Source organism: Streptomyces coeruleorubidus, from assembly GCF_028885415.1.
Lineage (GTDB): Bacteria > Actinomycetota > Actinomycetes > Streptomycetales > Streptomycetaceae > Streptomyces > Streptomyces coeruleorubidus_A.
Window position 1 is genome coordinate 2,658,860 of the sequence record NZ_CP118527.1, and the last position, 26,748, is coordinate 2,685,607.

The following is a 26,748-nucleotide window of genomic DNA, read 5'->3' on the forward strand; positions in this document are numbered from 1 at the left end:
CATCCTTCTCACCGTGTTCCCGGCGAATGATCGGGCACATGGCTTTCACTCGTCGTATGGCGGCCCTGTCCGCCGTCGTTCTGATCCCGCTGGGTATCGCCGCGACCAGTTTCGCGCTCTCGGACCGCCCGGAGTCACCGAAGGTCCCCTCAAAGGTGGTGCTGGACAGCGACTCCCCCAAGCCCGCACCCACCCCCACCCCCAAGCCCAGCCCCAAGCCCACACCCGATCCCTCTCCGGACGACGAGGTCGTGCCGCGGCAGCCGGTGACCGACAGCCCCACGATGGATGACGATGACGACGACCACGGTCAGGGCGCCGGAGACGACGGGCCCGACGACGGACGCGACGACACCAACTGACCCGGCCCGTCGGCGGATCACCGCCCGGGTCCGCATCCTGCTGTGGTTGCTGCTCGTCATGGCGGTAGCGCTGATCGAGGTGACCACGACCACCCGCTCGTTCCTGATGCGGGACGTCGACAACCGGATCAACCGTCTGCTCACTCAGGAGGCCGACGAGTTCGCCGGCTTCGAGGAGCGGGGCAGGGACCCCGAGACAAACCGTCCGTTCACCACCGCGCCCCGCCTGCTGACGGTCTTCCTCCAGCAGCAGAACCCCGACGCCGACGAGGAACTGATCGGTCTGGTCCGCAGGCCGGACGGTGACCTGGGCCAGATCCGGCAGCAGGGCACCATCCGCGCGGGCCTGCCCCTCCACCGGGACGCCGACGCCAGACGCCGCATCTTCGACTCGCCGGAGTCCTCCGGCACCGTGCGGCGGCCGCAGGGCGAGATCCGGTGGGCCAAGGTCACGGTGGCCCGGGCGGGTGCGGAGCCGGACGCCGCGTTCGTCGTGGCCATCCACCCGGAGCCCGAGCGGCAGCGGGTGAACGAGGTGTTCCGCACCCTGCTGATCATCTCCGGCGTCGCCCTGCTGCTCACCACCGGCATCGCCTGGGTGGTCGCCGGACGCATCCTCAGGCCGGTGCGGCTGGTGCGCACCGCGGCTGCGCAGATCACCGAGCAGGACCTCACCCGCAGGATCCCGGTGCACGGCAACGACGACATAGCGGCTCTCGCCGAGACCTTCAACGGCATGCTCGACCGTCTGGACCGGGCCTTCGCCGCGCAGCGCGAGTTCGTCGACGACGCGGGCCACGAGCTGCGCACCCCGATCACCATCGTCCGGGGTCATCTGGAGGTCATGGGCGACGACCCGGCCGAACGCGAGGAGACGGTCCGGCTGGTCACCGACGAACTCGACCGGATGAGCCGCATCGTCGAGGACCTGCTGGTCCTGGCCAAGACCGAACGTCCCGACTTCGTCGTCCCCGAGCCGGCTCAGGTGGCCGAACTCACCGCCGACGTCTTCGTCAAGGCCCGCACCCTGGGCGAGCGCGACTGGCGGCTGGCCGAGGTCGCCGACGTGGAGACCGAACTGGACTTCCAGCGGATCACCCAGGCCATGGTGCAGCTCGCGCTGAACGCCGTGCAGCACACCATGCCCGGCCAGACCGTCCGCATCGGCTCCCGGACCGCCGGCCCGCACATCGAGCTGTACGTCGCCGACTCGGGCACCGGTGTCCAGCCGCAGGACACCGAGGTCATCTTCGAACGCTTCCGGCGAGGCACCGCCCGGCGAGGCGCACGCGGCTCCGGCGCCGGACTCGGGCTGGCCATCGTCAAGGCCATCGCCGAGGGGCACCACGGCCACGTCCGGCTGTCCGACACCCCCGGCGGCGGCGCCACCTTCACCCTCGTTCTGCACGCATCACAGGCACCGGAAGGCCATCACACGTGAACCGCATCCTCATCGTCGAGGACGAGGAGCGCATCGCCTCCTTCGTCGAGAAGGGCCTGCGCTCGAACGGATTCACCACGACCGTCGTCACCGACGGCGACGCCGGCTACGAGTACGCCCTGACCGGCGGCTTCGACCTCGTCGTCCTGGACATCAACCTGCCCGGCCGCGACGGCTTCACGATCCTGCGCGAACTGCGCGAGGCACGGGTGACCACCCCGGTGATCGTGCTGACCGCACGCGACTCCGTACGGGACGCGGTGGCCGGCCTGGAAGGCGGCGCCGACGACTGGATGACCAAGCCGTTCCGCTTCGAGGAACTGCTCGCCCGGGTCCGCCTCAGGCTGCGTACGGCGGCCCGGGCGCCGGAGGTGACCGTGCTCAGGGCCGGTTCGCTGAGCCTGGACCTGCGCACCCGGCGCGCCAGGTCCGGGGAGCAGACCGTCGACCTGACGGCCCGTGAGTTCGTCCTGCTGGAGCTGTTCCTGCGGCACCCGGGGCAGGTGCTGTCCCGCGAGCAGATCCTCTCCCACGTGTGGGGCTACGACTTCGACCCCGGTTCCAACATCGTGGACGTCTATGTCCGCACACTGCGCAAGAAGCTCGGCGCGGAGCGGGTGGAGACCGTGCGCGGGATGGGGTACCGGCTTCCCGCCGGGTGAAGTTCCTTTCATCTTCGGCTCATCGACGGCTCACCGCCCGGATGAACCCTCGATGACGTGACATGGAACCTACGAGCTCTCACTGCCCTGTGCGTGGCACTGTCGCTGTGCGCTCTGCTGGCCGTCCCGGGGAACTTCCCGGGACTCGGCGGTGACGCCCGCTTCACCCTCGCCGTGTTCGTCCTGGCGACCTGTGCGTGGATCGGAACGTCGATAGACGACACGTACATCGCGCTGGGCGCCGCGCTGGCGCTCACGGTGACCGGTGTGATCAGCAACGACACCCTGTTCGGCACTCTCGGCGACGCCACCGTGTGGCTGCTGATCTGCGCGTTCGTCCTGGCGGCGGCGGTGTCGCGGACCGGGCTCGCCGGCCGTGCGGCGGTCTTCCTCGTCAGCGGAGCCCGCACCGTGCGGCAACTCGTGCACCTGACGACGGCGGCCCTGGTCGTCACGGCGTTCGCGGTGCCGGCCACCTCCGGGCGGGCCGCGCTGGCGCTGCCGGTGTTCCTGGCCCTCGCCAAGGTCCTCGCCGACCGTAAGCGACTGGTCGTGATGCTGGCGCTGCTGTTCCCGACCGTGATTCTCCTGTCGGCAGTAGGGACTTTGATCGGTGCCGGCGCGCATCTGATCACCGTGTCGGTGCTGTTCGAGGCGACCGGGCAGCACATCGGCTTCACGGAGTGGCTGCTGCTGGGCCTTCCGCTGGCCGTGGTGTCGTCCCACCTGGCCGCCGAGCTGGTGCTGCTGACGATGACGCGACGCGAGGACCGGCGCGGCCCCGTACACATCAGTGCCCAGCAGATCCAGGAGCACAGCGAACAGGCGGTCACCGGCCCGTGGACGCAGGCCGAGAAGCGTTGCGCCCTGCTGCTCGCCACGGTCGTGCTGCTGTGGTGCAGCGAGCCGCTGCACCACCTGCCGCCCGCGATCGTGGCACTGATCGGCGCGGTCGTGGCCGCCTCGCCCGCACTCGGCACCGTACGCCTGAAGGACGCGCTGAAGACCGTCCCCTGGTCGCTGCTGTTGTTCATGGCGGCGACGATGGCGATGGGCGTCGCGCTCGCCGACTCGGGAGCGGCGAAGTGGCTGGTCTCCGGCCTGCCGGCGAACGAGCCCCCGATGGTGTTCCTGGCGATGGTGATCGTCGTCAGCACGGCGGCCCACCTGGTCCTGCAGTCCCGCTCCGCCCGCTCCTCGGTCCTGGTCCCGCTGGTCGTGGCCGCCTCCGTCGGCGTCGGCGTCAACCCGGTCGCCGCCGCGCTCGCCTCCACCGCCGCCGCGGGCTTCTGCCACACGCTGCCCGCCTCGGCCAAGCCGGTCACGCTCTTCGCGCAGATCCCCGGCACCCCCACCTACGCCCCGCGCGACCTGCTGCGGCTGTCCGCCTTCCTGGCCCCGCTGACCGCCGCGCTCGTCCTGCTCTTCGCCGTCGCAATCTGGCCACTGCTCGGCGTCTCCGTCACCCGCTAAGGAGCCCTCATGCTGAACCGTGTCGTCGTAGCCCCCAGTGGTTTCAAGGAGTCCCTGTCCGCGGAGGCCGCCGCCGACGCCATCGCGGCCGGCGTACGCCGGGTCCTGCCCGACGCCGAGCTCGACCTCGTCCCGCTGGTGGACGGCGGCGAGGGCACGGCCCTCGCCCTGGCCGCGGCGACCGGGGGCAGGCTCGTCCCCGTGCCCGCCACCGGTCCGATCGGCGAGACCGTCGGCTCCCACTTCGCCCTGCTGGGCTCCGGGGAGACGGCGGTGGTGGAGATGGCGGCGGTCGCGGGCCTCTCCCTGGTCCCGCGCGACCTGCGGGACCCGGGCGCCACCACCACCTACGGCGTCGGCGAACTGATCCGGGCCGCACTCGACTCGGGCGTCCGGCGGATCCTCGTCGGCTGCGGCGACTCGGGCACCTCCGACGGCGGCGCGGGCGCGCTCCAGGCGCTCGGGGCCCGGCTGCTGGACGAGCAGGGCGAGGAACTCCCGGTCGGAGGGCGGGAGCTGACGCGGCTGCACCGCATCGACCCGCGGGGCCTGGACACCCGCCTGGCGGACGTGGAGCTGCTCGTCGCCTGCAACCCGTACAACGTGCTGTGCGGAGAGCGGGGTGTGGCCCGGGTCTTCGGCCCGCAGAAGGGCGCGACGCCCGAGCAGGTGGAGCAGCTGTCGGCCGGGCTGGAGAACTGGGCCTTCGTCCTCACCCGCGATGTCGCCGTCCCGGACAGCAATCTCCGGTACGGTCCCGGAACCGGGGCCTCCGGCGGCCTGGGCGCCGGCCTCGCCGCCCTCGGCGCCCGTCTCCTCCCCCGCTTCGACGTGCTGCTGGACCACCTCGACCTGGACGCCCGGCTGGCCGGCGCGGACCTGGTGATCACCGCCGAGGGCGCCCTGGACCACCAGACGCCGCGCGGCAAGGTCCCCGCCGAGGTGGCCCGCCGGGCCAAGCTCCACGGCCGCCCGGTGCTGGCCCTGGCGGGCACGCTCGGCGAGGGCGCGCACGAGGTGCCCGGCGTGGACGCGTTCAGCGGCATCCTGCCGGCCCCGATGGCCCTGGCGGAGGCGCTGCTCCGGGCGAGCGAACTGCTCACCGACGCCACGGAACGCGCCCTGCGGATGATCGTTCTGGGCGCCCGGCTACCGGTGGCCTGCGCACCGGCCGTTCAGGCGGAGGTGTCCGGCACGCAACGCCCGTCCTCCGTGCGGTAGTTCCACTGAGCCCCGTCCGTCACGAGCTCCTTCACGGCCCGCACGAACCGCTCCACGTGCTCGTCCGGCGTGCCCGCGCCGAAGCTCACGCGGATGGCGTTGAGGGACTTCTCGCCGGGCGCCGCCTCCGGTGCGCCGCACTCGCCCTGCGTCTGCGGGTCGCTGCCGAGCAGCGTGCGCACCAGCGGGTGGGCGCAGAAGAGCCCGTCCCGTACGCCGATGCCGTACTCGGCGGACAGGGCGGCGGCGAAGTGGGAGCTGTTCCAGCCCTCGACGACGAAGGAGAGCACTCCCACGCGCGGCGCGTCGTCCCCGAACAGGGACAGGAACCGCACCTGAGGGACGTCGGCGAGCCCCTCCCGCACCTTGGCGACCAGGTACTGCTCGCGGGCGACGAGCGTGTCGAAGCCGGCCTCCGTCAGCGCCTTGCAGGCGGAGGCGACGGCGTAGGCGCCGATGACGTTGGGCGATCCGGCCTCGTGACGGGCGGCGCTGTCGTGCCACTCCACGTCCACTCCCCCGTCCGTGCCCCGGGTGACCTTGCGGCTGGCGCCGCCGCCCGCGAGGTACGGCTCGGCCTCGCGCAGCCAGTCGGCCCGCCCGGCCAGGACGCCGGAGCCGAAGGGCGCGTACAGCTTGTGCCCGGAGAAGGCGACCCAGTCGACGTCGAGGTCCTTGACGGACACGGGGTGGTGCGGAGCCAGCTGGGCGGCGTCGAGCACGATCCGGGCGCCGTGGGCGTGCGCGGCGGCCGCGAGCTCCCGTACGGGCCACAGCTCGCCGGTGACGTTCGAGGCGCCGGTGACGCAGACCAGGGCCGGCCCGTGGGGGTCCCGCTCGGCGAGGGCGCGCTCCAGCGTCTCGACGGCCCGGCGGGGGCTGCGCGGGGCGTCGAGGCAGGTGACGCGGGCGTCGCGCCAGGGCAGCAGGGAGGCGTGGTGCTCGGTCTCGAAGACGAAGACCTGGCAGCCGGCCGGGAGCGCGGCGGCGAGCAGGTTGAGGGAGTCGGTGGTGGACCGGGTGAAGACGACCTGGTCACCGTCCCGGCAGTCGAGGAACTCCGCGACCGTCCGGCGGGCGTTCTCGAACAGGTCGGTCGACAGCTGGGACAGGTACCCGGCACCGCGATGGACGCTGCCGTAGTACGGCGCGTAGGCGGCGACGTCGTCCCAGACACGCTGGAGCGCCGGGGCACTGGCGGCGTAGTCGAGCGCGGCGTAGGTGACCTCGCCACCGGTGACGAGCGGGACGGTGACGTCCCGGCCCAGCACGGGCAGCGGGGCACAGACGGACGGGGCGGCGACGGTGGAGACGGACATGGCGGAACTCCCGTGAGAGACAGGGGGTGAAGAGAAAAAGGGTGTGCGGAGGCGGGCTCTGCGGCCCTAGCGCATTCGCTTGCTCACGGAAGACTCCTCGAGGACCAGGACCCCTGGCCCCACACTTTTTCAAAAGTGTGCGAGGGGTCCGCGCTTGCCGTAGACCTTGCTGACTACGGCCTGGTCTTCACCCGGGGCACCCCGCCACGGACGGAGGGTTGCCGGACAGTCGGCCGGGGCCTCGTGACTGTCACTCATGACCTGGAAAGGAACGTACGAGAATGATCGAGGTCCCGCAACCCGCGTCCGGATTGCGGGACACCCCGCGCTACGCGTGGCTCGCCGCCACCCACCGCTCCAGGGTCCGCTTGGCGGCCCCGGAGTCGATCGATTCGGCCGCCTTCGCCATGCCGGCACGGATCTGCTCGGCCAGCGGTGCCTCCGTCGGCTCCAGGGCCACCAGGGCCGCCGCCGAGTTCAGCAGGACCGCGTCGCGCACCGGGCCCGTCTCGCCGTCCAGCAGACGGCGGGCGACCTCCGCGTTGTAGGAGGCGTCCGCGCCGCGCAGCGCCTCCACGGGGACGAGTTCGATGCCCACGTCGCGCGGGTCGAAGGACTCCTCGGTCACCTTGCCGTCCCGGACGATCCACACCCGGGACGTAGCAGTGGTGGTCAGTTCGTCGAGGCCGTCGTCGCCCCGGAAGACCAGGGACGAGTTGCCGCGCTCGGCGAAGACGCCCGCGACGATCGGCGCCATGCGCGGGTCCGCGACGCCGACGGCCTGGGCCCGCACCCGGGCCGGATTGGTCAGCGGACCGAGCGCGTTGAACACCGTGCGGATGCCCAGCTGGCCGCGTGCCGCGCCCGCGTGACGCAGCGCCGGGTGGAACTTCACCGCGAAGCAGAAGGTGATCCCGGCCTCCTCGGCGACCTCCACGACCCGGTGCAGCGGCAACTCCAGGTTGACCCCGAGCTTCTCCAGCACGTCGGAGGCACCGGACGCCGAGGACGCGGCCCGGTTGCCGTGCTTGACGACCTTCGCGCCCGTGCCGGCGATGACGATCGAGGACATCGTGGAGATGTTGACCGTCTTGGCGCCGTCACCGCCCGTGCCGACGATGTCGACCGTCGCCCCGGGCACCTCGATCACGTTCGCGTGCTCGTACATCGTCCGGACGAGGCCGTTGATCTCCTCGACCGTCTCGCCCTTGGCGCGCAGGGCCACCACGAAGCCCGCGATCTGCGCATCGGTCGCCTCGCCGCGCATGATCAGGTCCATCGCCCAGGCGGTGTCGTCCGCGCTCAGGTGCCGGCCGTCCAGCAGGCCGTTCAGCAGGGCGGGCCAGGAGCGGCCCGCCGCGGTGTCGCCTCCAGCGGGGGTCACAGCGCTCATAAGCCGCTCCTGGTCGTCGTACGTGTCGTACACGTCAATGGTGGGTCCCACCCTATCCAGCCGCGGGGCACGGCGAAGGGCCCCGTCCGAACACCGGACGGGGCCCTTGGCGTGGCGTGGCGAAGCAGCGATCAGTGGTGGCCGTGGCCGCTGGTGATCTCCCGGTACTCCTCGGTGGTGGGCTTCGGGATCTGGGCTCCCTCGCCGTAGTAGGACTCACTGAGCTTGGCGCGCAGCTTCTCGGAGCCCTTCACCTTGCGCTCGACACCGTTCTCGTCGACCGTCGGGCCGATCTCGACCGGCTGGTACTGCTCGTGCGCCGTGAGCGTGTACATCTGCTCCTGGCTGAGCGGCTCGTGCACCTCGATGAACTCACCGTGCGGCAGGCGCTTGATGATGCCCGACTCGCGGCCGTGCAGCACCTTCTCCTTGTCCCGGCGCTGAAGGCCGAGGCAGATGCGCTTGGTGATGATGAACGCGATGACCGGCCCGGCGAAGAACCCGATCCGGACGAACCAGGTGACCGCGTTGATCGACAGGTGGAAGTGGGTGGCGACGATGTCGTTGCCACCGCCGATCAGCATGATCATGTAGCCGGTGACCCACGCGACACCGAAGGCGGTGCGCGTCGGGGCGTTGCGCGGCCGGTCCAGGATGTGGTGCTCGCGCTTGTCCCCGGTGACCCACGCCTCGATGAACGGGTAGAGGGCGATGATCCCGAGGAAGAGACCGAACAGCACCAGCGGGATGAACACGCCCAGGACGAGCGTGTGACCCCAGAAGTCGATCTCCCAGCCGGGCATGGCCCGGACCAGACCCTCGGCGAAGCCCATGTACCAGTCGGGCTGTGCACCCGTCGACACCTGGTCGGGCCGGTAGGGGCCCAGGACCCAGATCGGGTTGACGGTCGCGATGCCGGCGAGGGCCGCGATGACACCGAAGACCAGGAAGAAGTAGCCCCCGGCCTTGGCCATGTAGACCGGCAGCAGCGGCATGCCGACGACGTTCTTGTTGGTCCGGCCGGGACCCGCGTACTGCGTGTGCTTGTGGTAGACGACCAGGATCAGGTGGCCGACCACGAGCCCGAGCATGATGCCCGGCAGCAGCAGGATGTGGATCGAGTAGAACCGGGCGACGAAGTCGGTACCCGGGAACTCCCCGCCGAACAGGAACATCGAGATGTAGGTACCGACGATCGGCACGGACAGGATCGCGCCCTGGGTGAAGCGGACACCGGTGCCGGAGAGCAGGTCGTCCGGGAGCGAGTAACCGGTGAAACCGGTGAACATGCCCAGGACGAACAGCAGGAAGCCGAACAGCCAGTTGACCTCGCGCGGCTTGCGGAACGCGCCGGTGAAGAAGACGCGCATCATGTGCACGAACATGCCGGCGAGGAAGATGATCGCCGCCCAGTGGTGGATCTGCCGGATGAGCAGACCGCCGCGCACGTCGAAGCTGATGTCCAGGGTGGAGGCGAACGCCTCCGACATCAGCTGCCCCTGGAGCGGGACGTAACTGCCGTGGTACTCCACCTCGTTCATCGACGGGTGGAAGAACAGCGTCAGGTACACACCCGTCAGGATGATGATGATGAAGCTGTAGAGGCAGATCTCACCCAGCATGAAGGACCAGTGGTCCGGGAAGATCTTGCGCATGTTGGCCTTGGCCAGGGAGTAGATCCCGAGGCGGCCGTCGGCCCAGTCGGCGACCCGCTCTCCGGCGGGTGCCTTGCGGCGTTCTTGTGCAGTGCTCATCCGCGCTCCCAGAAAGCAGGGCCGACGGGCTCTTCGAAGTCGCCGAGCGCCTCGAGGTAGCCCTCGTCGTTCACGCCGATGCGGAGCTGCGGCAGGGCGTGACCAGCGGGACCGAAGATCACTCGGGCACCGTCGGAGAGGTCGAAGGTGGACTGGTGGCAGGGGCAGAGCACGTGGTGCGTCTGCTGCTCGTACAGGGAGATCGGGCAACCGACGTGGGTGCAGATCTTCGAGTACGCGACGATGCCCTCGTGCGACCACTCGAGCTCGCGCTTGTCCTTGATGTTCTCCGGCTGGATCCGGACGATCATCAGGGCGGCCTTGGCGATCTCGTTCTGGAACTCGTGGTCGTGCTCCTCCAGGCCCTCGGGCTTGGCGAAGGTCAGCGAGCCGACCGCGACGTCCGACGGACGCAGCGGCTCGTTCGTGTTCATGTTGACGAGCAGCTTGCCCTTGGACCAGAGCGTGTGACGCAGCTTGTCCTCGGGCAGCGGGCCGAGGTCGCGCAGCAGCACGACACCGGAGAGCGGCAGCAGCGTGAGCGCGCCGAACATGGTGGTACGGATCAGCTTGCGGCGGCCGATCGCGGATTCCTTGGCGCCCTGCTTGAAGTCCGCGAAGACCTTCTCGCGGACCTCGGGCTCCGCCTCGATCGGGTGCCGCTCGTCGGCGATCTCCACGTCCGACATCAGGGTGCGGGCCCAGTGGACGGCGCCCGCGCCGATGCAGAACAGCGCGATGCCGAGCGTCATGCCCAGCGCGAAGTTCAGCGCACTGATGTGGCCGAGCGGGAAGATGTAGACCGACTTGTCGACCGGGATCGCCACGAACGCGGCGATGAAGGCGATGGTGGCCAGCATCGACACCGTGAACATCAGGGCGACCGAGCGCTCGGACCGCTTGGCGGCCCGCTCGTCGACGTCCTGGATCCGGTGCTCGTGGGGGGGCAGGCCCGGGTCGGCGAACGGGTTCTTCTCGTCCGCGGGGCTCAGCGCTCCGTGCCCGTGCTCGTCATGTCCTGCGGACTGCCCGGAGTGCTCGGCAGGCAGGTTCTCTTCTGGAATGTCTTGGCTACTCATGACTTCTTGGCCTTTGCGGTCCGGGCGGCGACCCACACGGCGACGGCGATCAGCCCGCCGAGACCGAAGATCCATCCGAACAGGCCCTCGCTGACCGGCCCGAGGCCGCCGAGCTCGAGACCGCCGGGGCTCTCGGACTTGCTGCTGTTGACCGCGTCCAGGTACGCGATGATGTCCTTCTTGTTCTTCTCCGACAGCGTGGTGTCGGGGAAGGACGGCATGTTCTGCGGGCCGGTCTGCATGGCCTCGTAGATGTGCTTCGGGGCGACACCCTCGAGGTCCGGCGCGTACTTGCCGTGCGTCAGCGCACCCCCCTTGCCGGTGAAGTTGTGGCACTGCGCGCAGTTGGTGCGGAACAGCTCACCGCCCTTGGCGATGTCGGCGCCCTGGGGGCCGTACTGCTCCTCGGTCGGGATGGCAGGCCCGGCGCCCAGCGAGGCGATGTAGGCCGCGAGCTGGTCGATCTCGGCCTGGCTGTAGATGTTCTTCTTCTTGGGGACCTGCGGACCCTGGGAGGTGGCGGCCGGCATACGGCCGGTGGCCACCTGGAAGTCCACGGCCGCGGCGCCCACACCCACCAGGCTCGGCCCGTCGGAGGTGCCCTGACCGCCGGTGCCGTGGCAACTGGCGCAGCCGACCGAGTAGAGCTTCTTGCCCTCCTCGATGGTGAGGGACTGGGCGGTTTCGTCGGCCTCAGCCTTGCTCGTGGGTGCGAACACGGCGTACAGCCCCCCGCTGAAGAGCAGCGCGAGGAGTAGGACGACGACCGCCGCCAACGGGTGGCGTCGTCGTGCGGAGAGCTTTTTCACGGATTACCCCGGTGTCAGGATCTTCTGCGTCGGTGCTTCTGGGATGCGTGCCTCGTCGGGCGCGCGCTGCGGTCCCGCTACTTGATCATGTAGATCGTGGCGAAGAGGCCGATCCAGACGACATCGACGAAGTGCCAGTAATAGGACACGACGATCGCGGCGGTCGCCTGCTCGTGGGTGAACCTCCGGGCCGCGTAGGTGCGGCCCAGGACCAGCAGGAAGGCGATGAGACCGCCCGTCACATGCAGGCCGTGGAAGCCGGTGGTCAGGTAGAAGACCGAGCCGTACGGGTCGGAGGACAGGGACAGGCCCGCCTCCTTGACCAGCTCGGTGTACTCGAAGACCTGACCGCCGATGAAGATCGCACCCATGACGAAGGTGACGATGAACCACATCCGCAGCTTCTTCACGTCACCGCGCTCGGCGGCGAACACGCCGAGCTGGCAGGTGAGCGAGGAGAGCACCAGGATGGTGGTGTTCGCCGCCGAGAACGGGAAGTTGAGATGGCTCGCCATCTCCTTCCAGTGATCGGGACCCGTCACCGATCGCAGGGTGAAGTACATCGCGAAGAGGGCCGCGAAGAACATCAGCTCGGAACTCAGCCAGATGATGGTTCCGACGCTGGTGAGGTTCGGCCGGTTGACCGACGGGTGCGCGTGCCCGGTTTCTACTGTCGTTGCTGTCGCCACGACCGACATTATGTCGGTCGCTTATCCCGCCCTCACTCCGGGGGGTGCCGTTCGGAGTGTTGGAGCCGGTCGTACCGGTGTTGACGTGGTGTTCAAGGGAGTAGCATCCGCCCATCGGGCCTGTCCTTACGACGCTGACGTCACGGAGGAACAATGCAGCCGACCGCCACGGTGCTGGTCTACAGCGACGACTCCAACACCCGCGAGCAGGTGCGGCTCGCCACGGGACGACGGCCGGCGCCGGACGTTCCCTTGGTGGAGTTCGTGGAATGTGCGACTCCGGGTGCGGTGCTCAAGGAGCTGGACCGGGGTGGGATCGACGTCTGTGTGCTGGACGGTGAGGCCGTGCCGATGGGGGGTATGGGGCTCTGCCGGCAGATCAAGGACGAGGTGTTCGACTGCCCGCCGGTGTTGTTGCTGATCGGGCGGCCGCAGGATGCGTGGCTCGCGACCTGGAGTCGGGCTGAGAGTGCGGTGACCCTGCCGGTGGAGCCGGTGGAGTTCGCCTCCGCGCTGGCTTCCCTGTTGCGGTCGAGGGCGGCTTTGAACGCCTAGGAGCTCGGGGGTTCCTCGTCGTCGGCGGGTGCGGGTGGTCTGTGGCTTGTCGCGCAGTTCCCCGCGCCCCTGAAGGCGTTCAGGCGCTCTGCGGCCTCAGGCGGGCCCTGTCCGCCGGTGTGGGGCCCTCGGGGGTGCCGGCTGTCAGGGCGCTGCCCGTGCGCCACTGCTTCCACTCGAGGTTCCAGTCGCCGAAGCCGTTGCCGAAGGGGGCCATCGTGTCGCCGGCGGAGTTTATGACCTTGACGATGTCGCCCTCGCGGACGTTCTCGTAGAACCACGCGGCGTTCTCGGTGCTCATGCCGGTGCAGCCGTGGCTGACGTTGGCGTAGCCCTGGGAGCCGACGGACCAGGGGGCGGCGTGGATGTACTCGCCGCTGTTGGTGACCCGCACGGAGTGGTGGACGATCAGGTCGTAGAAGTCCGAGGCGCCGATGCTGGCGCTGGTCATGCGGACGGTGCCCTCCTTGGCCAGGACGACCTTGACGCCGTTGCGGGTGTCGTAGCCGGGCCTGCCCGTGGTCACCGGTATCTGCCGGACGATCTCGTCGTTCTTGTGGACGGTCATCCGGTGCGCCGAGACGTCCGTGACGGCGACGACCTTGTCCCCCGTGGTGATCGTCAGCGGCTTGGCCTTGCCGCCCCACATCCGGTCGCCGATCTTGATGCCCGGCAGGTTGCTGCGGACCTGGATGGTGGCCCGTGCGGGCCAGTAGTCCTTGGGGCGGTAGTGGAGCTTCTTGTCGTCCACCCAGTGCCAGGCGCCGTCCGTCGCGGGCATGGAGGAGACCTTGAGGGCCCGTTCGACGACGGCCCGCTGAGCCCTGTCCTTGACGGGCCGGCTCAGCTCGGCCGTGATGGGCTGGCCGACGCCGTAGGTGCCCGCCTTGGGGCCGAAGGTGACGTCCAGGCGCTTCTTGGTGGTGGGCTTGCCGGTGTCGAAGGTGAGGACCTTGCGGCCGGGCGCCCCGTCCTCGTTCTCGGTGCTCACACGGACCGTGTAGCCGGCGTCGGCGGCGAGCGGTGAGGTGCTGTGCCAGCGGCCGCCGTCGGCGGCGAGTTCGCCGGCCACGTAGCGTCCGGCGGCGTCGTAGGCCGTGACGTCCGTGATGCGCCCGTCGGAGTCCTCGGCGACCACTTCCAGGGGCTTGTCCGGGTCGGCCTTCTTGCGGCCCTGTGAGGGGGCGTTGAAGGAGATCTGGTCCGCCGCGTCGTAGGGGCGGTGGGAGAGGGGGTTGCCGTCCGAGCCGCAGGCGGTGACGCCCGCGCAGAGGGCTATCACCAGCAGCGTGCAGCTGACGACGGTGCGGGGGCGGGAGATCGCTGTGTGGCTCATGGCCTCACGCTAGGAAGCCGCGTCAACTGCGGCACGCCGGGTGACTCGTACGAGTGACACGCATTGCGACAAAAGCAGGAGCCCGGACACTCCTTGCGGAGTGTCCGGGCTCCTGAAGCGCTCGGCTCGTGTTACTGGGTGCGGTTCTCACCGCGGTAGTACTCGAAGACCCAGCCCCAGACGCCGATCAGGATGATCGGCAGCGAGAAGTACAGCAGCCACCAGCCGATCGCGATCGCCAGGAAGGCGAGGGCGCCACCGATGGCCAGGGAGAGCGGCTGCCAGCTGTGCGGGCTGAAGAACCCGACCTCGCCGGCGTCGTCCGCGACGTCCGCCTCCTTGTTGTCCTGCGCACCGACGTCGACCCGCTTGGCCGTGAAGCCGAGGTAGAAGCCGATCATGATGCACAGGCCGAAGGCCAGGAAGAGGGCCGTGGTACCGGCCGGCTCCTTCGACCACACGCCATAGACGACCGCCATGGCGAGGACGAAGACGCTCAGCCACATGAACATCTTGCCCTGGATCTTCACTTGCCGGCCTCCTTGCCACCAGCGATGGCCTTCTCGCCGTGACCGACGTTCTCGAGCTGGTCGAGAGCGGCGATCTCCGGGTGGTGCAGGTCGAACGCCGGGGATTCACTGCGGATCCGCGGCATGGTGAGGAAGTTGTGCCGCGGCGGCGGGCAGGAGGTCGCCCACTCCAGGGAGCGGCCGTAGCCCCACGGGTCGTCGACGCCGACCGGCTTGCCGTACTTGGCCGTCTTCCAGACGTTGTAGAAGAACGGCAGGATCGACATGCCGAGCAGGAACGAGCTGATCGTCGAGATCGTGTTCAGCGCGGTGAAGCCGTCGGCCGCGAGGTAGTCCGCGTACCGGCGCGGCATGCCCTCGGCACCCAGCCAGTGCTGGACCAGGAACGTGCCGTGGAAGCCGATGAACAGCGTCCAGAAGGTGATCTTGCCGAGGCGCTCGTCCAGCATCTTGCCGGTCCACTTCGGCCACCAGAAGTGGAAGCCGGAGAACATCGCGAAGACCACGGTGCCGAAGACGACGTAGTGGAAGTGGGCCACCACGAAGTACGAGTCGGAGACGTGGAAGTCCATCGGCGGCGAGGCCAGGATGACACCGGTCAGACCACCGAAGGTGAAGGTGATCAGGAAGCCGGTCGCCCAGAGCATCGGTGTCTCGAAGGACAGCGAGCCCTTCCACATGGTGCCGATCCAGTTGAAGAACTTCACACCGGTCGGGACCGCGATCAGGAAGGTCATGAAGGAGAAGAACGGCAGCAGCACACCGCCGGTGACGTACATGTGGTGCGCCCACACCGTCACGGACAGACCCGCGATCGCGATGGTCGCGCCGATCAGACCCGTGTAACCGAACATCGGCTTGCGGGAGAAGACCGGAATGACCTCGGAGATGATCCCGAAGAACGGCAGCGCGATGATGTACACCTCTGGATGGCCGAAGAACCAGAAGAGGTGCTGCCACAGCAACGCGCCGCCGTTGGCGGAGTCGAAGATGTGGGCACCGAACTTGCGGTCCGCCTCCAGGGCGAACAGCGCCGCGGCCAGGACCGGGAAGGCCAGCAGGACCAGGACACCGGTCAGCAGCACGTTCCAGGTGAAGATCGGCATGCGGAACATCGTCATGCCCGGGGCGCGCATGCAGATGATCGTGGTGATGAAGTTGACCGAGCCGAGGATGGTGCCGAAGCCGGAGAAGGCCAGACCCATGATCCACATGTCGGCGCCGATGCCCGGGGAGCGGACCGCGTCCGACAGCGGGCTGTAGGCGAACCAGCCGAAGTCGGCCGCGCCCTGCGGCGTCAGGAAGCCCCCGACGGCGATGAGCGAGCCGAACAGGTACAGCCAGTAGGCGAACATGTTCAGCCGGGGGAACGCCACGTCCGGCGCGCCGATCTGCAGCGGCATGATCCAGTTCGCGAAGCCGGCGAACAGCGGCGTCGCGAACATCAGCAGCATGATCGTGCCGTGCATCGTGAACGCCTGGTTGAACTGCTCGTTCGACATGATCTGCAGACCAGGCCGGGCGAGCTCGGCGCGCATGAACAGCGCCATCACGCCACCGATGACGAAGAACGCGAACGACGTGGCCAGGTACAGCGTGCCGATCGTCTTGTGATCCGTGGTCGTCAGCCACTTGATGACCACGCTGCCGCGGTTCTGGCGCCTGACCGGCAGCTCGTCCTCGTAGTGGGACCCTGCTGCCGCGGCACCCTGGGGTTCGTTGAGGATGCTCACAGGTTGTTCGTCTCCCGGTTCTTCTCGTGGCTCGTCTGCGCGATGCCGGCGGGAACGTAACCGGTCTGCTGCTTGTCCACGAGGTCCTTGAGGTGCTGCTCGTAGCGCTCGGGGGAGACGACCTTCACGTTGAACAGCATCCGAGAGTGGTCGACGCCGCAGAGCTCGGCGCACTTGCCCAGGAAGGTGCCCTCCTTGTTGGGGGTCACCTCGAAGGCGTTGGTGTGGCCCGGGATGACGTCCTGCTTCATCAGGAACGGCACCACCCAGAAGGAGTGGATGACGTCACGCGAGGTGAGGACGAAGCGGACCGTCTTGCCCTTGGGCAGCCAGAGCGTCGGACCCGGGTTGTTGGTCTGCGGGTTCCGCGTGCCGGGGGTGCCACAGTCGTAGACGCCGCCGGCGCCTGCCGGGAAGTCGTCCTTGAACCGGTCCGGGATCGCGTCCAGGTCCGGGGACTTCTTGGCGTCACCGGTGGAACCGGCGACCGGCTCGATGTAGTTGAAGCACCAGCTCCACTGGAAGCCGACCACGTTGACCGTGACGTCGGGCTTCTTCTTGAGGCTGAGCAGCTCGGACTCGTCACGGGCGGTGAAGTAGAACAGCACCGAGACGATGATGAGCGGGACCACTGTGTACAGCGCCTCGATGGGCATGTTGTACCGGGTCTGCGGAGGAACCTCGACCTTGGTGCGGCTGCGCCGGTGGAAGAAAGCACTCCACAGGATCAGACCCCACACCAGCACGCCAACGGCGAGCGCAGCCGCCCAGGACCCCTGCCACAGGGAGAGGATCCGCGGAGCCTCTTCCGTGGTCGGGGTGGGCATACCAAGGCGGGGGAAGTCTTCCCAGTTGTACGAGCAACCGGTGGCTGTCGCCAAGACCAGGCCCGCGGTCAGTGCCTGCAGCAGCTTCCGCCGCATCGGGCGCCGCGGCGAGCGGTCGGAGCCGTTGGGACTCACGTAGCGCCTTCCCGAGAGTCTCGCCCGCGCGGATCGGCTGCGGCCTGGCCTTCTCGCTGGTCGGTCGCCGCCCTGCGTCGGGCAGGGGTTTGGATGTTTATGCGGACCAAACCCTAGCCGACGCCCTCCGGGGGTTCGCGGGGAGGGGGGCGTTCGCGCGCCGTCGGTCACCCCGAAGGGGTGGGTGGGTCGCCTATTGGGTTGGGGGTGCGGCTTGTGTGGCGGGTGCGGGTGGTTCGTGGCTGGTCGCGCCCACGCGGCAGAGCCGCATATGGACGCAGCCCCGCGCCCCTTGGGTTGGATGCGGTTTAGGTTGGCTGTGTGGGCTACTTCGATGCTGCTTCCTCCGCTCCCCTCCACCCTGTTGCCCGTCAGGCGCTGTTGGCCTCGCTCGACGAGGGGTGGGCCGATCCTGCTCGGTTGTATCGGGAAGGGCGGCGGGCTCGGATGGTGCTGGACGCGGCGCGGCAGGCTGCTGCCGAGGCCGTGGGGTGTCGGGCGGACGAGTTGGTTTTTGTCCCGTCGGGGACCCGGGCCGTGCATGCGGGGATCGCGGGGGCGTTGGCCGGGCGGCGGCGGGTCGGGCGCCACCTGATCGTGTCGGCGGTCGAACACTCCTCCGTGCTGCACTCGGCCGAGGCGCACGAGGCGGCCGGCGGGACGGTCACGCAGGTGCCGGTCGACCGGGGCGGGGCGGTGGATCCGGCGGCGTACGGCGCTGCCCTGCGCGCGGACACGGCACTGGCCTGTCTCCAGTCGGCCAACCACGAGGTGGGGACCGAGCAGCCGGTGGCCGAGGTGGCCGAGGCGTGCCGGGCGGCGGGGGTTCCGTTGCTGGTGGACGCGGCGCAGTCGCTGGCGTGGGGGCCGGTGGAGGGTGACTGGTCGCTGCTCACGGCCAGCGCCCACAAGTGGGGTGGCCCGGCCGGGGTCGGCCTGCTCGTCGTCCGCAAGGGCGTTCGGTTCGCGCCGCAAGGGCCGGTGGACGAGCGGGAATCGGGGCGGGCGGCCGGTTTCGAGAACATCCCGGCGATCGTGGCGGCGGCCGCGTCGCTGCGGGCCGTACGGGCCGAGGCGGCCGAGGAGGCCCTGCGACTGCGGGAGCTGACGGAGCGGATCCGGGCACGGGTGCCGCAGGCGGTGCCGGACGTCGAGGTGGTCGGCGATCCGGTGCGCAGGCTGCCCGGCGTCGTCACGTTCTCCTGTCTCTATGTCGACGGGGAGACCCTGCTGCACGAGCTGGACCGGGAGGGTTTCTCGGTCTCGTCCGGATCGTCCTGCACGAGCAGCACGCTGACGCCGAGCCACGTGCTCCGGGCGATGGGCGTGCTGAGTGAGGGAAATGTGCGGGTTTCCCTGCCGGTAGGGGTGGCCGAGGAGGACGTCGAGCGGTTCCTGGAGGTGCTGCCGGGGACGGTGGCGGCGGTGCGGGAGAAGCTGGGGGCGCCGGTCGCCACCGACGTCGCCCGCGAGGAGGACGTCCTGGTCGTCGACTCCCTGGGCAAGCGCTGTCCGATTCCGGTGATCGAGCTGGCGAAGGTCATCGGCGAGGTGCCCGTGGGCGGACTGGTACGGGTCCTCGCCGACGACGAGGCGGCCCGGCTGGACATCCCGGCGTGGTGCGAGATGAGGAATCAGGAGTACGTCGGTGAGGAGCCGGCGGACAAGGGAACGGCGTACCTGGTCCGCCGGGTGAGCTGAAAGCCCTCTTCAGGGGCGCGGGGAACTGCGCGACCAGCCCCCACGCACCCGCAGACGGCGACGGTCAGGCCAGGTGCGCCTGAACCTCCGCCGCAGCCTCATCCCCGTACGCCTTCGTGAACCGCTCCATGAAGTGCCCCCGCCGCAGCTGGTACTCCTGCGTCCCCACCGTCTCGATGACGAGAGTCGCCAGCATGCAGCCGACCTGCGCGGCACGCTCCAGGGAGACGCCCCACGCGAGGCCCGAGAGGAACCCCGCACGGAAGGCGTCGCCGACGCCGGTCGGGTCGGCCTTGCGCTCCTCGTCGGGGGTACCGACCTCGATCGGGTCCTCGCCGGCCCGCTCGATGCGCACGCCCTGCGCGCCGAGGGTGGTCACCCGGTGGCCCACCCTGGACAGGATCTCCGCGTCGGTCCAGCCGGTCTTGGACTCGATGAGGCCCTTCTCGTACTCGTTGGAGAACAGGTACGTCGCCCCGTCCAGCAGGATGCGGATCTCCTCGCCGTCCATGCGGGCGATCTGCTGGGAGAAGTCGGCGGCGAACGGGATGGACCGGGAGCGGCACTCCTCGGTGTGGCGGAGCATGGCCTCCGGGTCGTCCGCGCCGATGGAGACCAGGTCGAGACCGCCGACGCGGTCGGCGACGGTCTTCAGCTCGATGAGCCGGGCCTCGCTCATGGCGCCGGTGTAGAAGGAGCCGATCTGGTTGTGATCGGAGTCGGTGGTGCACACGAAGCGGGCGGTGTGCAGCGTGTCGGAGATGCGGACGGATTCGGTGTCGACGCCGTGCCGGTCGAGCCAGGCCCGGTACTCGTCGAAGTCCGCGCCCGCGGCGCCGACCAGGATCGGGCGGGTGCCGAGCTGTCCCATGCCGAACGCGATGTTCGCGGCGACGCCTCCGCGGCGGACGTCGAGTTTGTCGACCAGGAACGACAGCGAGACCGTGTGCAGTTGGTCCGCTACGAGCTGATCGGCGAAGCGGCCGGGGAAGGTCATGAGGTGGTCGGTGGCGATGGAGCCGGTGACTGCGATGCGCACGGCGTGGACTCTCCTGAGGGGAGGCGGACCTTGACGCTTCACGCTATCGGGTGGGCGGGGCCTGTCTGAAGGCAAGGAAACTACCCGATAGTAGATCTTTCTCCGTGAGGTCCGGCGTGCCTACGGTGCCGATATGACGAACCTCAAGGTCCAGGTGCCCGTTCCGGTCGATCTCGAAGGCGACCTGGCGTCGCTGCCGGGGTACGGGGCCCGGATGGCTCCCCACTGGGCGGTTCCCGACCGGGTCGCCTCCCGGCCGGTCTCCCCGGCCCTGATCCACGGTGTGACCGTACCCCCGGCGTCGGCGCGGCTGCTCGACGCGATGTCGGACTACGGGGACTGAACGGAGCATTACCGGGAACCGTGCGCTCCCCCGCTGCGTCCCATCGCTGTCCCCCGTAAAGGGGAGGCGGGATACGACCCGACAGCGGCCCGTTTCGAACCGGGCCGGGTCCCAAGGGACAGCTGTGCAGCCGAAGGAGCGATGCGGTGAACACCGAGCGACCCGACAACGACGACGACGCCAGGGAAGTGGGCGGCGCCGGATCCGCCGACACCCCGGAGGTCGAGGAGCGGGGCTCGGCGGGCGCCGAGGCTTCGGCGAAGGCCGAGGGGCCGGCTGCCGCCGCTGGGGGCGACGAGGCCCCTGATACGGATGAGGCCGCCGAAGCCATTGATGCCGATGAAGCTGTCGAGGCCACTGATGCCATCGCGGCTGCCGAGACTTCCGAGACGTCGAGCGAAGACGCGGGAGCTTCTGCGGCGGAGGCGACGGACGACGACGCGACCGCCGGAGAGCCCGGCACATCGGATACCGAAGCCGAGAAGACAGGCGCGCCCAAGGCCCGGGAAGCCGAGGGCGAGGAAGCCGGTGCGGACAGTGCCGGCGTCGAGGAAACCGCCCCGGCACCGGAGCGCAAGGCCGCTGCGGAAAGCCCCGGCGTCCGGGAAGCCGGCTCCGGCCCGGCCCCGGAAGCACACGCGGAAACGCCCTCCGCACCCCACCGCGACCTGTCGCGCGACGAAGAGCACCTGGTCCGTCCGGGCAGTGGGCGGTCGCGGACGCCCGCGATCATCGCCTCCGTCGCCGCCGCCGTGCTGCTGATCGGCGGCGGTGGGGCCTGGCTCGCGGCCAACGCCTCCGGCGGATCCGGTGGCGGTGCGACGTCCGGCGCGCCCGGTGGGGACGGCACTCCCCCGCCGCTCGCGCTCGACGGGTACTCGGAATCGACGTCGGGCGGGGGCGGCATCGCGCCCGGTGAGCCCAACCCCTACGGCGCCACCTACCGGGTCGACGGCCCGCTTCCGGACGGTCCCGGCGAAGCCCCGGTGTACCGGGCGCGGGGCGAGGTCACCAAGGAGGACGTGGCCCGGCTGGCGAAGGCCCTCGGGGTCGAGGGGACGCCGGTGGCCCAGGGCGAGGCCTGGAAGGTCGGGGCCGGTCAGGACGGTTCGGGGCCGAGCCTCCAGGTGAACAGGCAGGCGCCGGGAGCCTGGACCTTCAGCCGGTACGCCCCGGGCACCGACGACTGCAAGGGCACCGACGCCTGCACCGCTGAGCAGTCCGGCGGCAGCCCGGTGAGCGAGGCGGAGGCCGAGAAGGCGGCGGCGCCCGTGCTGAAGGCATTGGGTCAGGACGACGCGAAGCTCGACGCGAGCCAGGTCATGGGCGCCCAGCGGGTGGTGAACGCCGCTCCCGAGGTCGGCGGACTGCCGACGCACGGCTGGACGACCGGGGTCACGGTCGGTGCCGACGGTGCGGTCGTCGGCGGCAGCGGTCAGCTGAAGACGCCGGTGAAGGGGGACACCTACCCCGTCGTCGGTGCGAAGAAGGCGCTGGAGCTGATGGAGGAGCGGCCGTCGGGCGACCACCGCATGGGCATCGGCGGGTGCGCGCGCCCCGTGCCGCTGAAGGACCGGCTGGAGCAGCCCTGCGAGTCGTCGGCGAGCGGCGCTCCCGAGAAGGACGCCGTGACGGTGCGGGGCGCGGTGTTCGGGCTGGCCTCGCACTTCGTGGACGGGCGGCAGGCGCTGGTGCCGTCCTGGCTGTTCGAGGTGACGGCGCCGGGCGCGAAGGACCCGTTCACGGTGACGTACCCGGCGGTCGACCCGAAGTACCTGGCCTCCCCCACGCCGAGCGCGCCGAGTGACAAGCCGACCTCGGCCCCCGAGCCGCGAAACGTCAAGGTGGACGGCTACCGGGCCGAGGGCTCGGAGCTGACCGTGACCTTCACGGGCGGGGTGTGCTCCGACTACGACGTGCGGGCGAGCGAGAGCGGGGACGAGGTGAAGGTCACGGTGACCTCGACCCCGTGGCCGGACAAGGTCTGCATCCTGATCGCGAAGCAGTTCCAGAAGACCGTGCAGTTGGACGAGCCGCTCGGCGACCGTGAGGTCGTGGGCTCCAACGGCAAGGCGGTCCCGCTGGCCAAGGAGGGCGCGCGGCTGCCCGCTCCCCCGACGCGGGAGCGGTAGTACGACACAGCGCGAAGGCGGCGGCCCCGTCGGAGGGGGCCGCCGCCTTCGTCATGTTCGCGGCCGCGGGAAGCGGCTCGGCAGGCTCAGCTGAAGGAGTCGCCGCAGGCACAGGAGCCCGTCGCGTTCGGGTTGTCGATCGTGAAGCCCTGCTTCTCGATCGTGTCCACGAAGTCGATCGTGGCACCGCCCAGGTACGGGGCGCTCATGCGGTCGGTGACGACCTTCACACCGCCGAAGTCCTTCTCCACGTCACCGTCGAGGGAACGCTCGTCGAAGAAGAGCTGGTAGCGCAGGCCGGAGCAGCCACCGGGCTGGACGGCGACGCGCAGCGCGAGGTCGTCGCGGCCTTCCTGGTCGAGCAGGGTCCTGACCTTGTCCGCGGCGGCGTCGGTCAGGATGATGCCGTCGCTGACGGTGGTGGTCTCGTCCGATACGGACATCTACATCTCTCCCGGGTTGTACGGAGACTGCTTGCCGACGGGTCCAACCGGCGGGGCCGCGGATTCATTCCGGGCCGGACGCTCGATCTCGGCTCCTTTTCATGCTCGCACACGCGCCGGGAACCGGAAAACGGCTCTTTCCCGGCCTTCCCGGGAATGAACGGCGGCTGGCCGGGATTCACGTCACACAGACGCTATGGCCATCGTCAAAGTGACGTGAAGCGGTTATGATAGATAGCGTCAATTCGACGAAAAGTCGCCGGAAACAGAAAGGGTGCGTGTCGTGACCACCGCCCACACCCAGGAGCTCGACGTACAGCCGACGCCCCTCGCCCTGCTGCTCCTCGGCCGTGAGGCCGACCCGAAGAGCGAGCGCGGCGTGGAGTGTCCCGGCGACCTGCCCTCGCCGTCCGACCCGGACCTGGTGGAGCGCGCCCGCAAGGCGAAGGAGAAGCTCGGGGACAAGGTCTTCGTGCTCGGCCACCACTACCAGCGCGACGAGGTCATCCAGTTCGCCGACGTCACGGGGGACTCCTTCAAGCTCGCCCGGGACGCGGCGGCGCGTCCGGAGGCCGAGTACATCGTGTTCTGCGGTGTGCACTTCATGGCGGAGTCAGCGGACATCCTGACGTCCGACGACCAGAAGGTCGTCCTGCCCGACCTCGCCGCCGGCTGCTCGATGGCCGACATGGCCACGGCCGAGCAGGTCGCCGAGTGCTGGGACGTGCTGACCGAGGCCGGGATAGCCGAGCAGGTCGTGCCCGTCTCGTACATGAACTCGTCCGCCGACATCAAGGCGTTCACGGGCAAGCACGGCGGCACGATCTGCACCTCCTCGAACGCCAAGCGCGCCCTGGACTGGGCCTTCGAGCAGGGTGAGAAGGTGCTCTTCCTGCCGGACCAGCACCTGGGCCGGAACACGGCGGTGCGGGACATGGGCATGTCCCTGGACGACTGCGTCGTCTACAACCCGCACAAGCCGAACGGCGGACTGACGGCCGACGAGCTGCGGGCCGCGAAGATGATCCTGTGGCGCGGCCACTGCTCGGTACACGGCCGCTTCAGCCTGGACTCGGTGAACGACGTGCGCGAGCGCATCCCGGGCGTGAACGTCCTGGTCCACCCCGAGTGCAAGCACGAGGTCGTGGCCGCGGCGGACTACGTCGGCTCGACGGAGTACATCATCAAGGCCCTGGAGGCCGCGCCGGCCGGTTCCAAGTGGGCCATCGGCACAGAGCTGAACCTGGTACGGCGCCTGGCGAACCGTTTCGCGCCCGAGGGCAAGGAGATCGTCTTCCTCGACAAGACGGTCTGCTTCTGCTCGACCATGAACCGCATCGACCTCCCGCACCTGGTCTGGGCCCTGGAGTCGCTGGCCGAGGGCAACCTGGTCAACCGCATCGAGGTGGACAGGGAGACGGAGGCGTTCGCGAAGCTGGCGCTGGAGCGGATGCTGGCGCTGCCGTAGCCCTCGCCCGGCCCGTCGTCACCCCGAGTGCGGTTTCCGCCCGGGGTGCGCGGGGTCGAGGCTGAAGACGGCGCCGTCGGGGGTGGCCGCGACCAGGGCGCCTTCGAAGAGCCGTACCTCGGTGGCACCCCAGTCGGTGTCGCTGCGTTCGGCACGCGGCAACGTCTCCCACAGCAGCGTGCCCTTCCTCGCGTCGAGTGCCCCGACCCGGCCGCTGGCACTGGCCAGGTACACGACCCGGGCCCGTGGGTCGTACGTCGCCTCGCCCGGTTGTTCCAGGCTGGTCGAGGTCTGCCACAGCGGTTGGCCCGTGCGGGCCGACACGGCGGTGATCTGTCCGGTGGAAGTGGCGAACCACAGGGTGCCGTCCGCCAGCGTCACCACTCCCGCGTACTTCTCGGCCAGCTTCGTCGTGCTCTGGGCACCGGTGTCCGGATCCACCGACCGGATCCGGGCATACGGCGCGTCCTGGCCGATGAGCATGTTTCCGTCCTCGTCCTGGGTCCGGTCCAGGAAGAGGAGCCGGCCGTCGGAGACGCCGAGGAGGCCGGCCGCACTCGGTACGGTCAGTCGGCGTGTCGAGCCGTCGGCCCGGTCCAGCTCCAGGACCAGCAGCTCCCCGGTTCCCCCCGCGTCCGGGAAGCACTCCGCGTACAGACCCTTGCCGGTCTCCGTGAAACCACAGGAGTGCCTCGCGGGCAGCCGTTCCGTCCAGCGCTCGGCGCCGGTGCGGAGCGAGCGGGCCGTCACCGAGGTGCCGTCGCCCTCCGGGAGCACGACGATGTCGCCGGAGAAGATCACATCGGCCCACTCGTCGTTCACCGCGCGGTGCCAGAGCCGCTCACCGGTGCCGGTGTCGAAGGCGAGGACCCTGGTCGTGCCCTCGCCGTCGGGCTCCTGCCCGACCAGCACCGCGTCGTCCCGGATACCGAGGATCGTGAAGGTGGACGCGTCCTCGCCGGTCACAGCCCCCACCGGGCCCACGCGCCAGACGGTCTCGCCCGTCCTGCCGTCCAGGCGTACGGGGAGGGTCCGGTAGCCACCGCAGTAGACGGCCCCCTCGTACACCCGGCAGTCCGGCCCGCCCCGTACCGTGCCGTCGGGCCCCTCCGGTGCCTTCCGCACTCCGCGCGCGGCTGTCTCGTACGCGGTCGTCTGCCAGGGCTTCCAGCCGCTCGGCAGCGCCGCCCACCGGGAGGTCGCGGACGGCGAGGGGCCGGGCCGGTCCGCGCTCTGCGCCCAGCCGGGGCCGAGCGTCAGATAGGCCGTCAGGCCGAGGACGGCCGCGCCGACCGTGCCCGTCGCGGCGAGCAGCGGGCGGATGCGGCGGCGGGGGCGGGCGGGGTCCGGCGGGTCCGCGAGGGTCGCGGGGCGGGTGGCCTCGACGGCCGGGAGCTTGTCCGCGCGGAGGGTCATGGTGGCCGGATCGCCGTCCGGCCGCTCGGGCAGGGCCGTCGCGAACTCCCGGGCCAGCTCGCCGAGTCCGGGCCGGTCCGCGGCCTCCTTGGACAGGCAGCGCTCCAGGATGCCCCGCAGCGGCTCTCGCACCCCGGACAGCACGGGTTCGTCGTGCACCACCCGGTACGCCGTCAGATAGGGACTGTCCGCGTCGAACGGGCCGCGCCCGGCGACGGCGTACACCAGCAGCGCCCCGAGGGAGAAGACATCCGACGCCGGGCCGACCGCACGGGCGTCGACGAGCTGTTCGGGAGACATGAAGGGCGGGGTGCCGATCATCTGGCCGGTCTCGGTCAGCGTCTGGTGGTTCTCCACCGCGCGGGCGATGCCGAAGTCGATGACGCGGGGGCCGTCGTCGGCGAGCAGGACGTTGGCCGGCTTCAGGTCCCGGTGCACCACCCCGGCACGGTGGATGTCGCGCAGTGCCTCGACCAGGCCCAGGGCCAGCCCGCGCACTTCGGCGTCCGGCAGGGCGCCCCGGTCACGGATCCGCCGGGCGAGCGAGGGCCCGGGCACGTACTGGGTCGCCATCCAGGGCCGCGCGGCCTCGGGGTCCGCGTCCAGGACCGGTGCGGTGAAGGCTCCGCTGACCTTGCGGACGGCGGCGATCTCCTGCCGGAACCGGGTGCGGAAGACGGCGTCCGCCGCGTACTGGGCGTGCACCACCTTGAGGGCGACCTCACGGCCCGACCGCGCCCTGGCCCGGTAGACGACGCCCATGCCCCCGGCCCCGAGCCGGTCGACGAGCTGGTAGCCGCCGACCGACTTCGGGTCGTCGCTGTGCAGCGGCACGCCCGAATCCCCTTCCCCCGTAAAGCCGTTCGAGGCCACAGGATACGGAACGGG

At 70.0% G+C, this 26,748-nt stretch carries 23 protein-coding genes and 1 riboswitch; of the genes, 10 read left to right on the plus strand and 13 right to left on the minus strand.

Annotated features, from left to right (window positions below; genetic code table 11):
- The first annotated feature begins 38 nt into the window (after positions 1-38).
- The 5 genes from PV963_RS12405 to PV963_RS12425 are packed head-to-tail and all read left to right on the plus strand — an operon-like array spanning position 39 to position 5,159.
- Positions 39-362, plus strand: coding sequence for a small secreted hydrophilic protein (locus PV963_RS12405; protein ID WP_274815697.1), 324 nt, complete (start codon positions 39-41; stop codon positions 360-362).
- Positions 295-1,803: a sensor histidine kinase gene (locus PV963_RS12410; RefSeq protein ID WP_274815698.1), complete on the plus strand. Its 1,509-nt coding sequence runs from the start codon at positions 295-297 to the stop codon at positions 1,801-1,803. Before PV963_RS12405 ends, PV963_RS12410 begins: the two co-directional genes overlap by 68 nt.
- Positions 1,800-2,465 (plus strand): response regulator transcription factor, encoded by a 666-nt coding sequence (locus tag PV963_RS12415; RefSeq protein ID WP_274815699.1) that lies wholly within the window; start codon positions 1,800-1,802, stop codon positions 2,463-2,465. Before PV963_RS12410 ends, PV963_RS12415 begins: the two co-directional genes overlap by 4 nt.
- Positions 2,466-2,522: 57 nt before the next feature.
- Positions 2,523-3,938, plus strand: coding sequence for an SLC13 family permease (locus PV963_RS12420; RefSeq protein WP_274815700.1), 1,416 nt, complete (start codon positions 2,523-2,525; stop codon positions 3,936-3,938).
- A 9-nt stretch (positions 3,939-3,947) separates the two neighbouring features.
- Positions 3,948-5,159 (plus strand): glycerate kinase family protein, encoded by a 1,212-nt coding sequence (locus tag PV963_RS12425; RefSeq protein WP_274815701.1) that lies wholly within the window; start codon positions 3,948-3,950, stop codon positions 5,157-5,159.
- Here the strand turns inward: PV963_RS12425 and PV963_RS12430 are convergent.
- From PV963_RS12430 to PV963_RS12455, 6 genes are all read right to left on the minus strand, one after another.
- On the minus strand, positions 5,114-6,478 hold the full coding sequence (locus PV963_RS12430; protein ID WP_274815702.1) for an aminotransferase class V-fold PLP-dependent enzyme: 1,365 nt from the start codon (positions 6,476-6,478) through the stop codon (positions 5,114-5,116). The genes PV963_RS12425 and PV963_RS12430 overlap by 46 nt on opposite strands.
- 145 nt (positions 6,479-6,623) lie before the next feature.
- A riboswitch (SAM riboswitch) is annotated at positions 6,624-6,740 on the minus strand.
- 66 nt (positions 6,741-6,806) lie between these two features.
- Positions 6,807-7,871, minus strand: coding sequence for an anthranilate phosphoribosyltransferase (trpD, locus tag PV963_RS12435; protein ID WP_274815703.1), 1,065 nt, complete (start codon positions 7,869-7,871; stop codon positions 6,807-6,809).
- 131 nt (positions 7,872-8,002) lie between these two features.
- Positions 8,003-9,625, minus strand: a complete 1,623-nt coding sequence (locus PV963_RS12440) for a cytochrome b (protein WP_274815704.1) — start codon at positions 9,623-9,625, stop codon at positions 8,003-8,005.
- Positions 9,622-10,704, minus strand: coding sequence for a ubiquinol-cytochrome c reductase iron-sulfur subunit (locus PV963_RS12445; RefSeq protein WP_274815705.1), 1,083 nt, complete (start codon positions 10,702-10,704; stop codon positions 9,622-9,624). The genes PV963_RS12440 and PV963_RS12445 overlap by 4 nt, the downstream gene beginning before the upstream one ends.
- Positions 10,701-11,513, minus strand: a complete 813-nt coding sequence (locus PV963_RS12450) for a c-type cytochrome (protein WP_274815706.1) — start codon at positions 11,511-11,513, stop codon at positions 10,701-10,703. Before PV963_RS12450 ends, PV963_RS12445 begins: the two co-directional genes overlap by 4 nt.
- A 77-nt stretch (positions 11,514-11,590) precedes the next feature.
- Positions 11,591-12,211, minus strand: coding sequence for a cytochrome c oxidase subunit 3 (locus tag PV963_RS12455; RefSeq protein ID WP_184982935.1), 621 nt, complete (start codon positions 12,209-12,211; stop codon positions 11,591-11,593).
- Positions 12,212-12,355: 144 nt separating this feature from the next.
- Between PV963_RS12455 and PV963_RS12460 the strand changes: the two genes are divergently transcribed.
- Positions 12,356-12,757 (plus strand): hypothetical protein, encoded by a 402-nt coding sequence (locus PV963_RS12460; RefSeq protein WP_274815707.1) that lies wholly within the window; start codon positions 12,356-12,358, stop codon positions 12,755-12,757.
- A gap of 79 nt (positions 12,758-12,836) precedes the next feature.
- Here PV963_RS12460 and PV963_RS12465 read toward each other — a convergent pair whose 3' ends face one another.
- The 4 genes from PV963_RS12465 to coxB all read right to left on the minus strand — a co-directional run bounded on the left by PV963_RS12465 (position 12,837) and on the right by coxB (position 17,318).
- Positions 12,837-14,093 carry a L,D-transpeptidase gene (locus PV963_RS12465; RefSeq protein ID WP_274815708.1) on the minus strand — a complete coding sequence of 419 codons (1,257 nt, stop codon included), beginning with the start codon at positions 14,091-14,093 and terminating at the stop codon, positions 12,837-12,839.
- Between the two features lie 131 nt (positions 14,094-14,224).
- Positions 14,225-14,623, minus strand: a complete 399-nt coding sequence (locus PV963_RS12470; RefSeq protein ID WP_274815709.1) for a cytochrome c oxidase subunit 4 — start codon at positions 14,621-14,623, stop codon at positions 14,225-14,227.
- A complete protein-coding gene (ctaD, locus tag PV963_RS12475; RefSeq protein ID WP_274815710.1) occupies positions 14,620-16,356 on the minus strand; it encodes a cytochrome c oxidase subunit I in 1,737 nt (578 codons plus the stop codon). Before ctaD ends, PV963_RS12470 begins: the two co-directional genes overlap by 4 nt.
- Positions 16,353-17,318 (minus strand): cytochrome c oxidase subunit II, encoded by a 966-nt coding sequence (gene coxB, locus PV963_RS12480; RefSeq protein WP_274815711.1) that lies wholly within the window; start codon positions 17,316-17,318, stop codon positions 16,353-16,355. The genes ctaD and coxB overlap by 4 nt, the downstream gene beginning before the upstream one ends.
- Positions 17,319-17,639: 321 nt before the next feature.
- Here coxB and PV963_RS12485 point away from each other — a divergent pair, with 321 nt between their 5' ends.
- On the plus strand, positions 17,640-19,019 hold the full coding sequence (locus PV963_RS12485; RefSeq protein WP_274815712.1) for a cysteine desulfurase/sulfurtransferase TusA family protein: 1,380 nt from the start codon (positions 17,640-17,642) through the stop codon (positions 19,017-19,019).
- A gap of 64 nt (positions 19,020-19,083) precedes the next feature.
- Here the strand turns inward: PV963_RS12485 and PV963_RS12490 are convergent, their stop codons facing one another.
- Positions 19,084-20,058, minus strand: a complete 975-nt coding sequence (locus PV963_RS12490; protein WP_274815713.1) for a carbohydrate kinase family protein — start codon at positions 20,056-20,058, stop codon at positions 19,084-19,086.
- 133 nt (positions 20,059-20,191) lie between these two features.
- Here PV963_RS12490 and PV963_RS12495 point away from each other — a divergent pair, with 133 nt between their 5' ends.
- Both PV963_RS12495 and PV963_RS12500 read left to right on the plus strand, forming a co-directional pair.
- A complete protein-coding gene (locus tag PV963_RS12495; RefSeq protein WP_274815714.1) occupies positions 20,192-20,401 on the plus strand; it encodes a hypothetical protein in 210 nt (69 codons plus the stop codon).
- 146 nt (positions 20,402-20,547) lie between these two features.
- On the plus strand, positions 20,548-22,533 hold the full coding sequence (locus PV963_RS12500) for a hypothetical protein (RefSeq protein WP_274815715.1): 1,986 nt from the start codon (positions 20,548-20,550) through the stop codon (positions 22,531-22,533).
- An 86-nt stretch (positions 22,534-22,619) separates the two neighbouring features.
- Here PV963_RS12500 and PV963_RS12505 read toward each other — a convergent pair whose 3' ends face one another.
- Positions 22,620-22,976 (minus strand): HesB/IscA family protein, encoded by a 357-nt coding sequence (locus PV963_RS12505; protein ID WP_086851802.1) that lies wholly within the window; start codon positions 22,974-22,976, stop codon positions 22,620-22,622.
- 283 nt (positions 22,977-23,259) lie between these two features.
- Here PV963_RS12505 and nadA point away from each other — a divergent pair, with 283 nt between their 5' ends.
- On the plus strand, positions 23,260-24,444 hold the full coding sequence (gene nadA, locus PV963_RS12510; protein ID WP_274815716.1) for a quinolinate synthase NadA: 1,185 nt from the start codon (positions 23,260-23,262) through the stop codon (positions 24,442-24,444).
- An 18-nt stretch (positions 24,445-24,462) separates the two neighbouring features.
- Here nadA and PV963_RS12515 read toward each other — a convergent pair whose 3' ends face one another.
- Positions 24,463-26,694 carry a protein kinase domain-containing protein gene (locus PV963_RS12515; protein ID WP_274815717.1) on the minus strand — a complete coding sequence of 744 codons (2,232 nt, stop codon included), beginning with the start codon at positions 26,692-26,694 and terminating at the stop codon, positions 24,463-24,465.
- Positions 26,695-26,748: the final 54 nt, after the last annotated feature.

Excerpts from the sequence above, each read along its gene's own strand:
- PV963_RS12405 (WP_274815697.1), top strand. The coding sequence starts at position 39 with ATGGCTTTCACTCGTCGTATGGCGGCCCTGTCCGCCGTCGTTCTGATC.
- PV963_RS12410 (WP_274815698.1), top strand. The coding sequence starts at position 295 with ATGACGACGACCACGGTCAGGGCGCCGGAGACGACGGGCCCGACGACG.
- PV963_RS12425 (WP_274815701.1), top strand. The coding sequence starts at position 3,948 with ATGCTGAACCGTGTCGTCGTAGCCCCCAGTGGTTTCAAGGAGTCCCTG.
- PV963_RS12430 (WP_274815702.1), bottom strand. The coding sequence starts at position 6,478 with ATGTCCGTCTCCACCGTCGCCGCCCCGTCCGTCTGTGCCCCGCTGCCC.
- trpD (WP_274815703.1), bottom strand. The coding sequence starts at position 7,871 with ATGAGCGCTGTGACCCCCGCTGGAGGCGACACCGCGGCGGGCCGCTCC.
- PV963_RS12440 (WP_274815704.1), bottom strand. The coding sequence starts at position 9,625 with ATGAGCACTGCACAAGAACGCCGCAAGGCACCCGCCGGAGAGCGGGTC.
- PV963_RS12445 (WP_274815705.1), bottom strand. The coding sequence starts at position 10,704 with ATGAGTAGCCAAGACATTCCAGAAGAGAACCTGCCTGCCGAGCACTCC.
- PV963_RS12455 (WP_184982935.1), bottom strand. The coding sequence starts at position 12,211 with ATGTCGGTCGTGGCGACAGCAACGACAGTAGAAACCGGGCACGCGCAC.
- PV963_RS12460 (WP_274815707.1), top strand. The coding sequence starts at position 12,356 with ATGCAGCCGACCGCCACGGTGCTGGTCTACAGCGACGACTCCAACACC.
- PV963_RS12465 (WP_274815708.1), bottom strand. The coding sequence starts at position 14,093 with ATGAGCCACACAGCGATCTCCCGCCCCCGCACCGTCGTCAGCTGCACG.
- PV963_RS12495 (WP_274815714.1), top strand. The coding sequence starts at position 20,192 with ATGACGAACCTCAAGGTCCAGGTGCCCGTTCCGGTCGATCTCGAAGGC.
- PV963_RS12505 (WP_086851802.1), bottom strand. The coding sequence starts at position 22,976 with ATGTCCGTATCGGACGAGACCACCACCGTCAGCGACGGCATCATCCTG.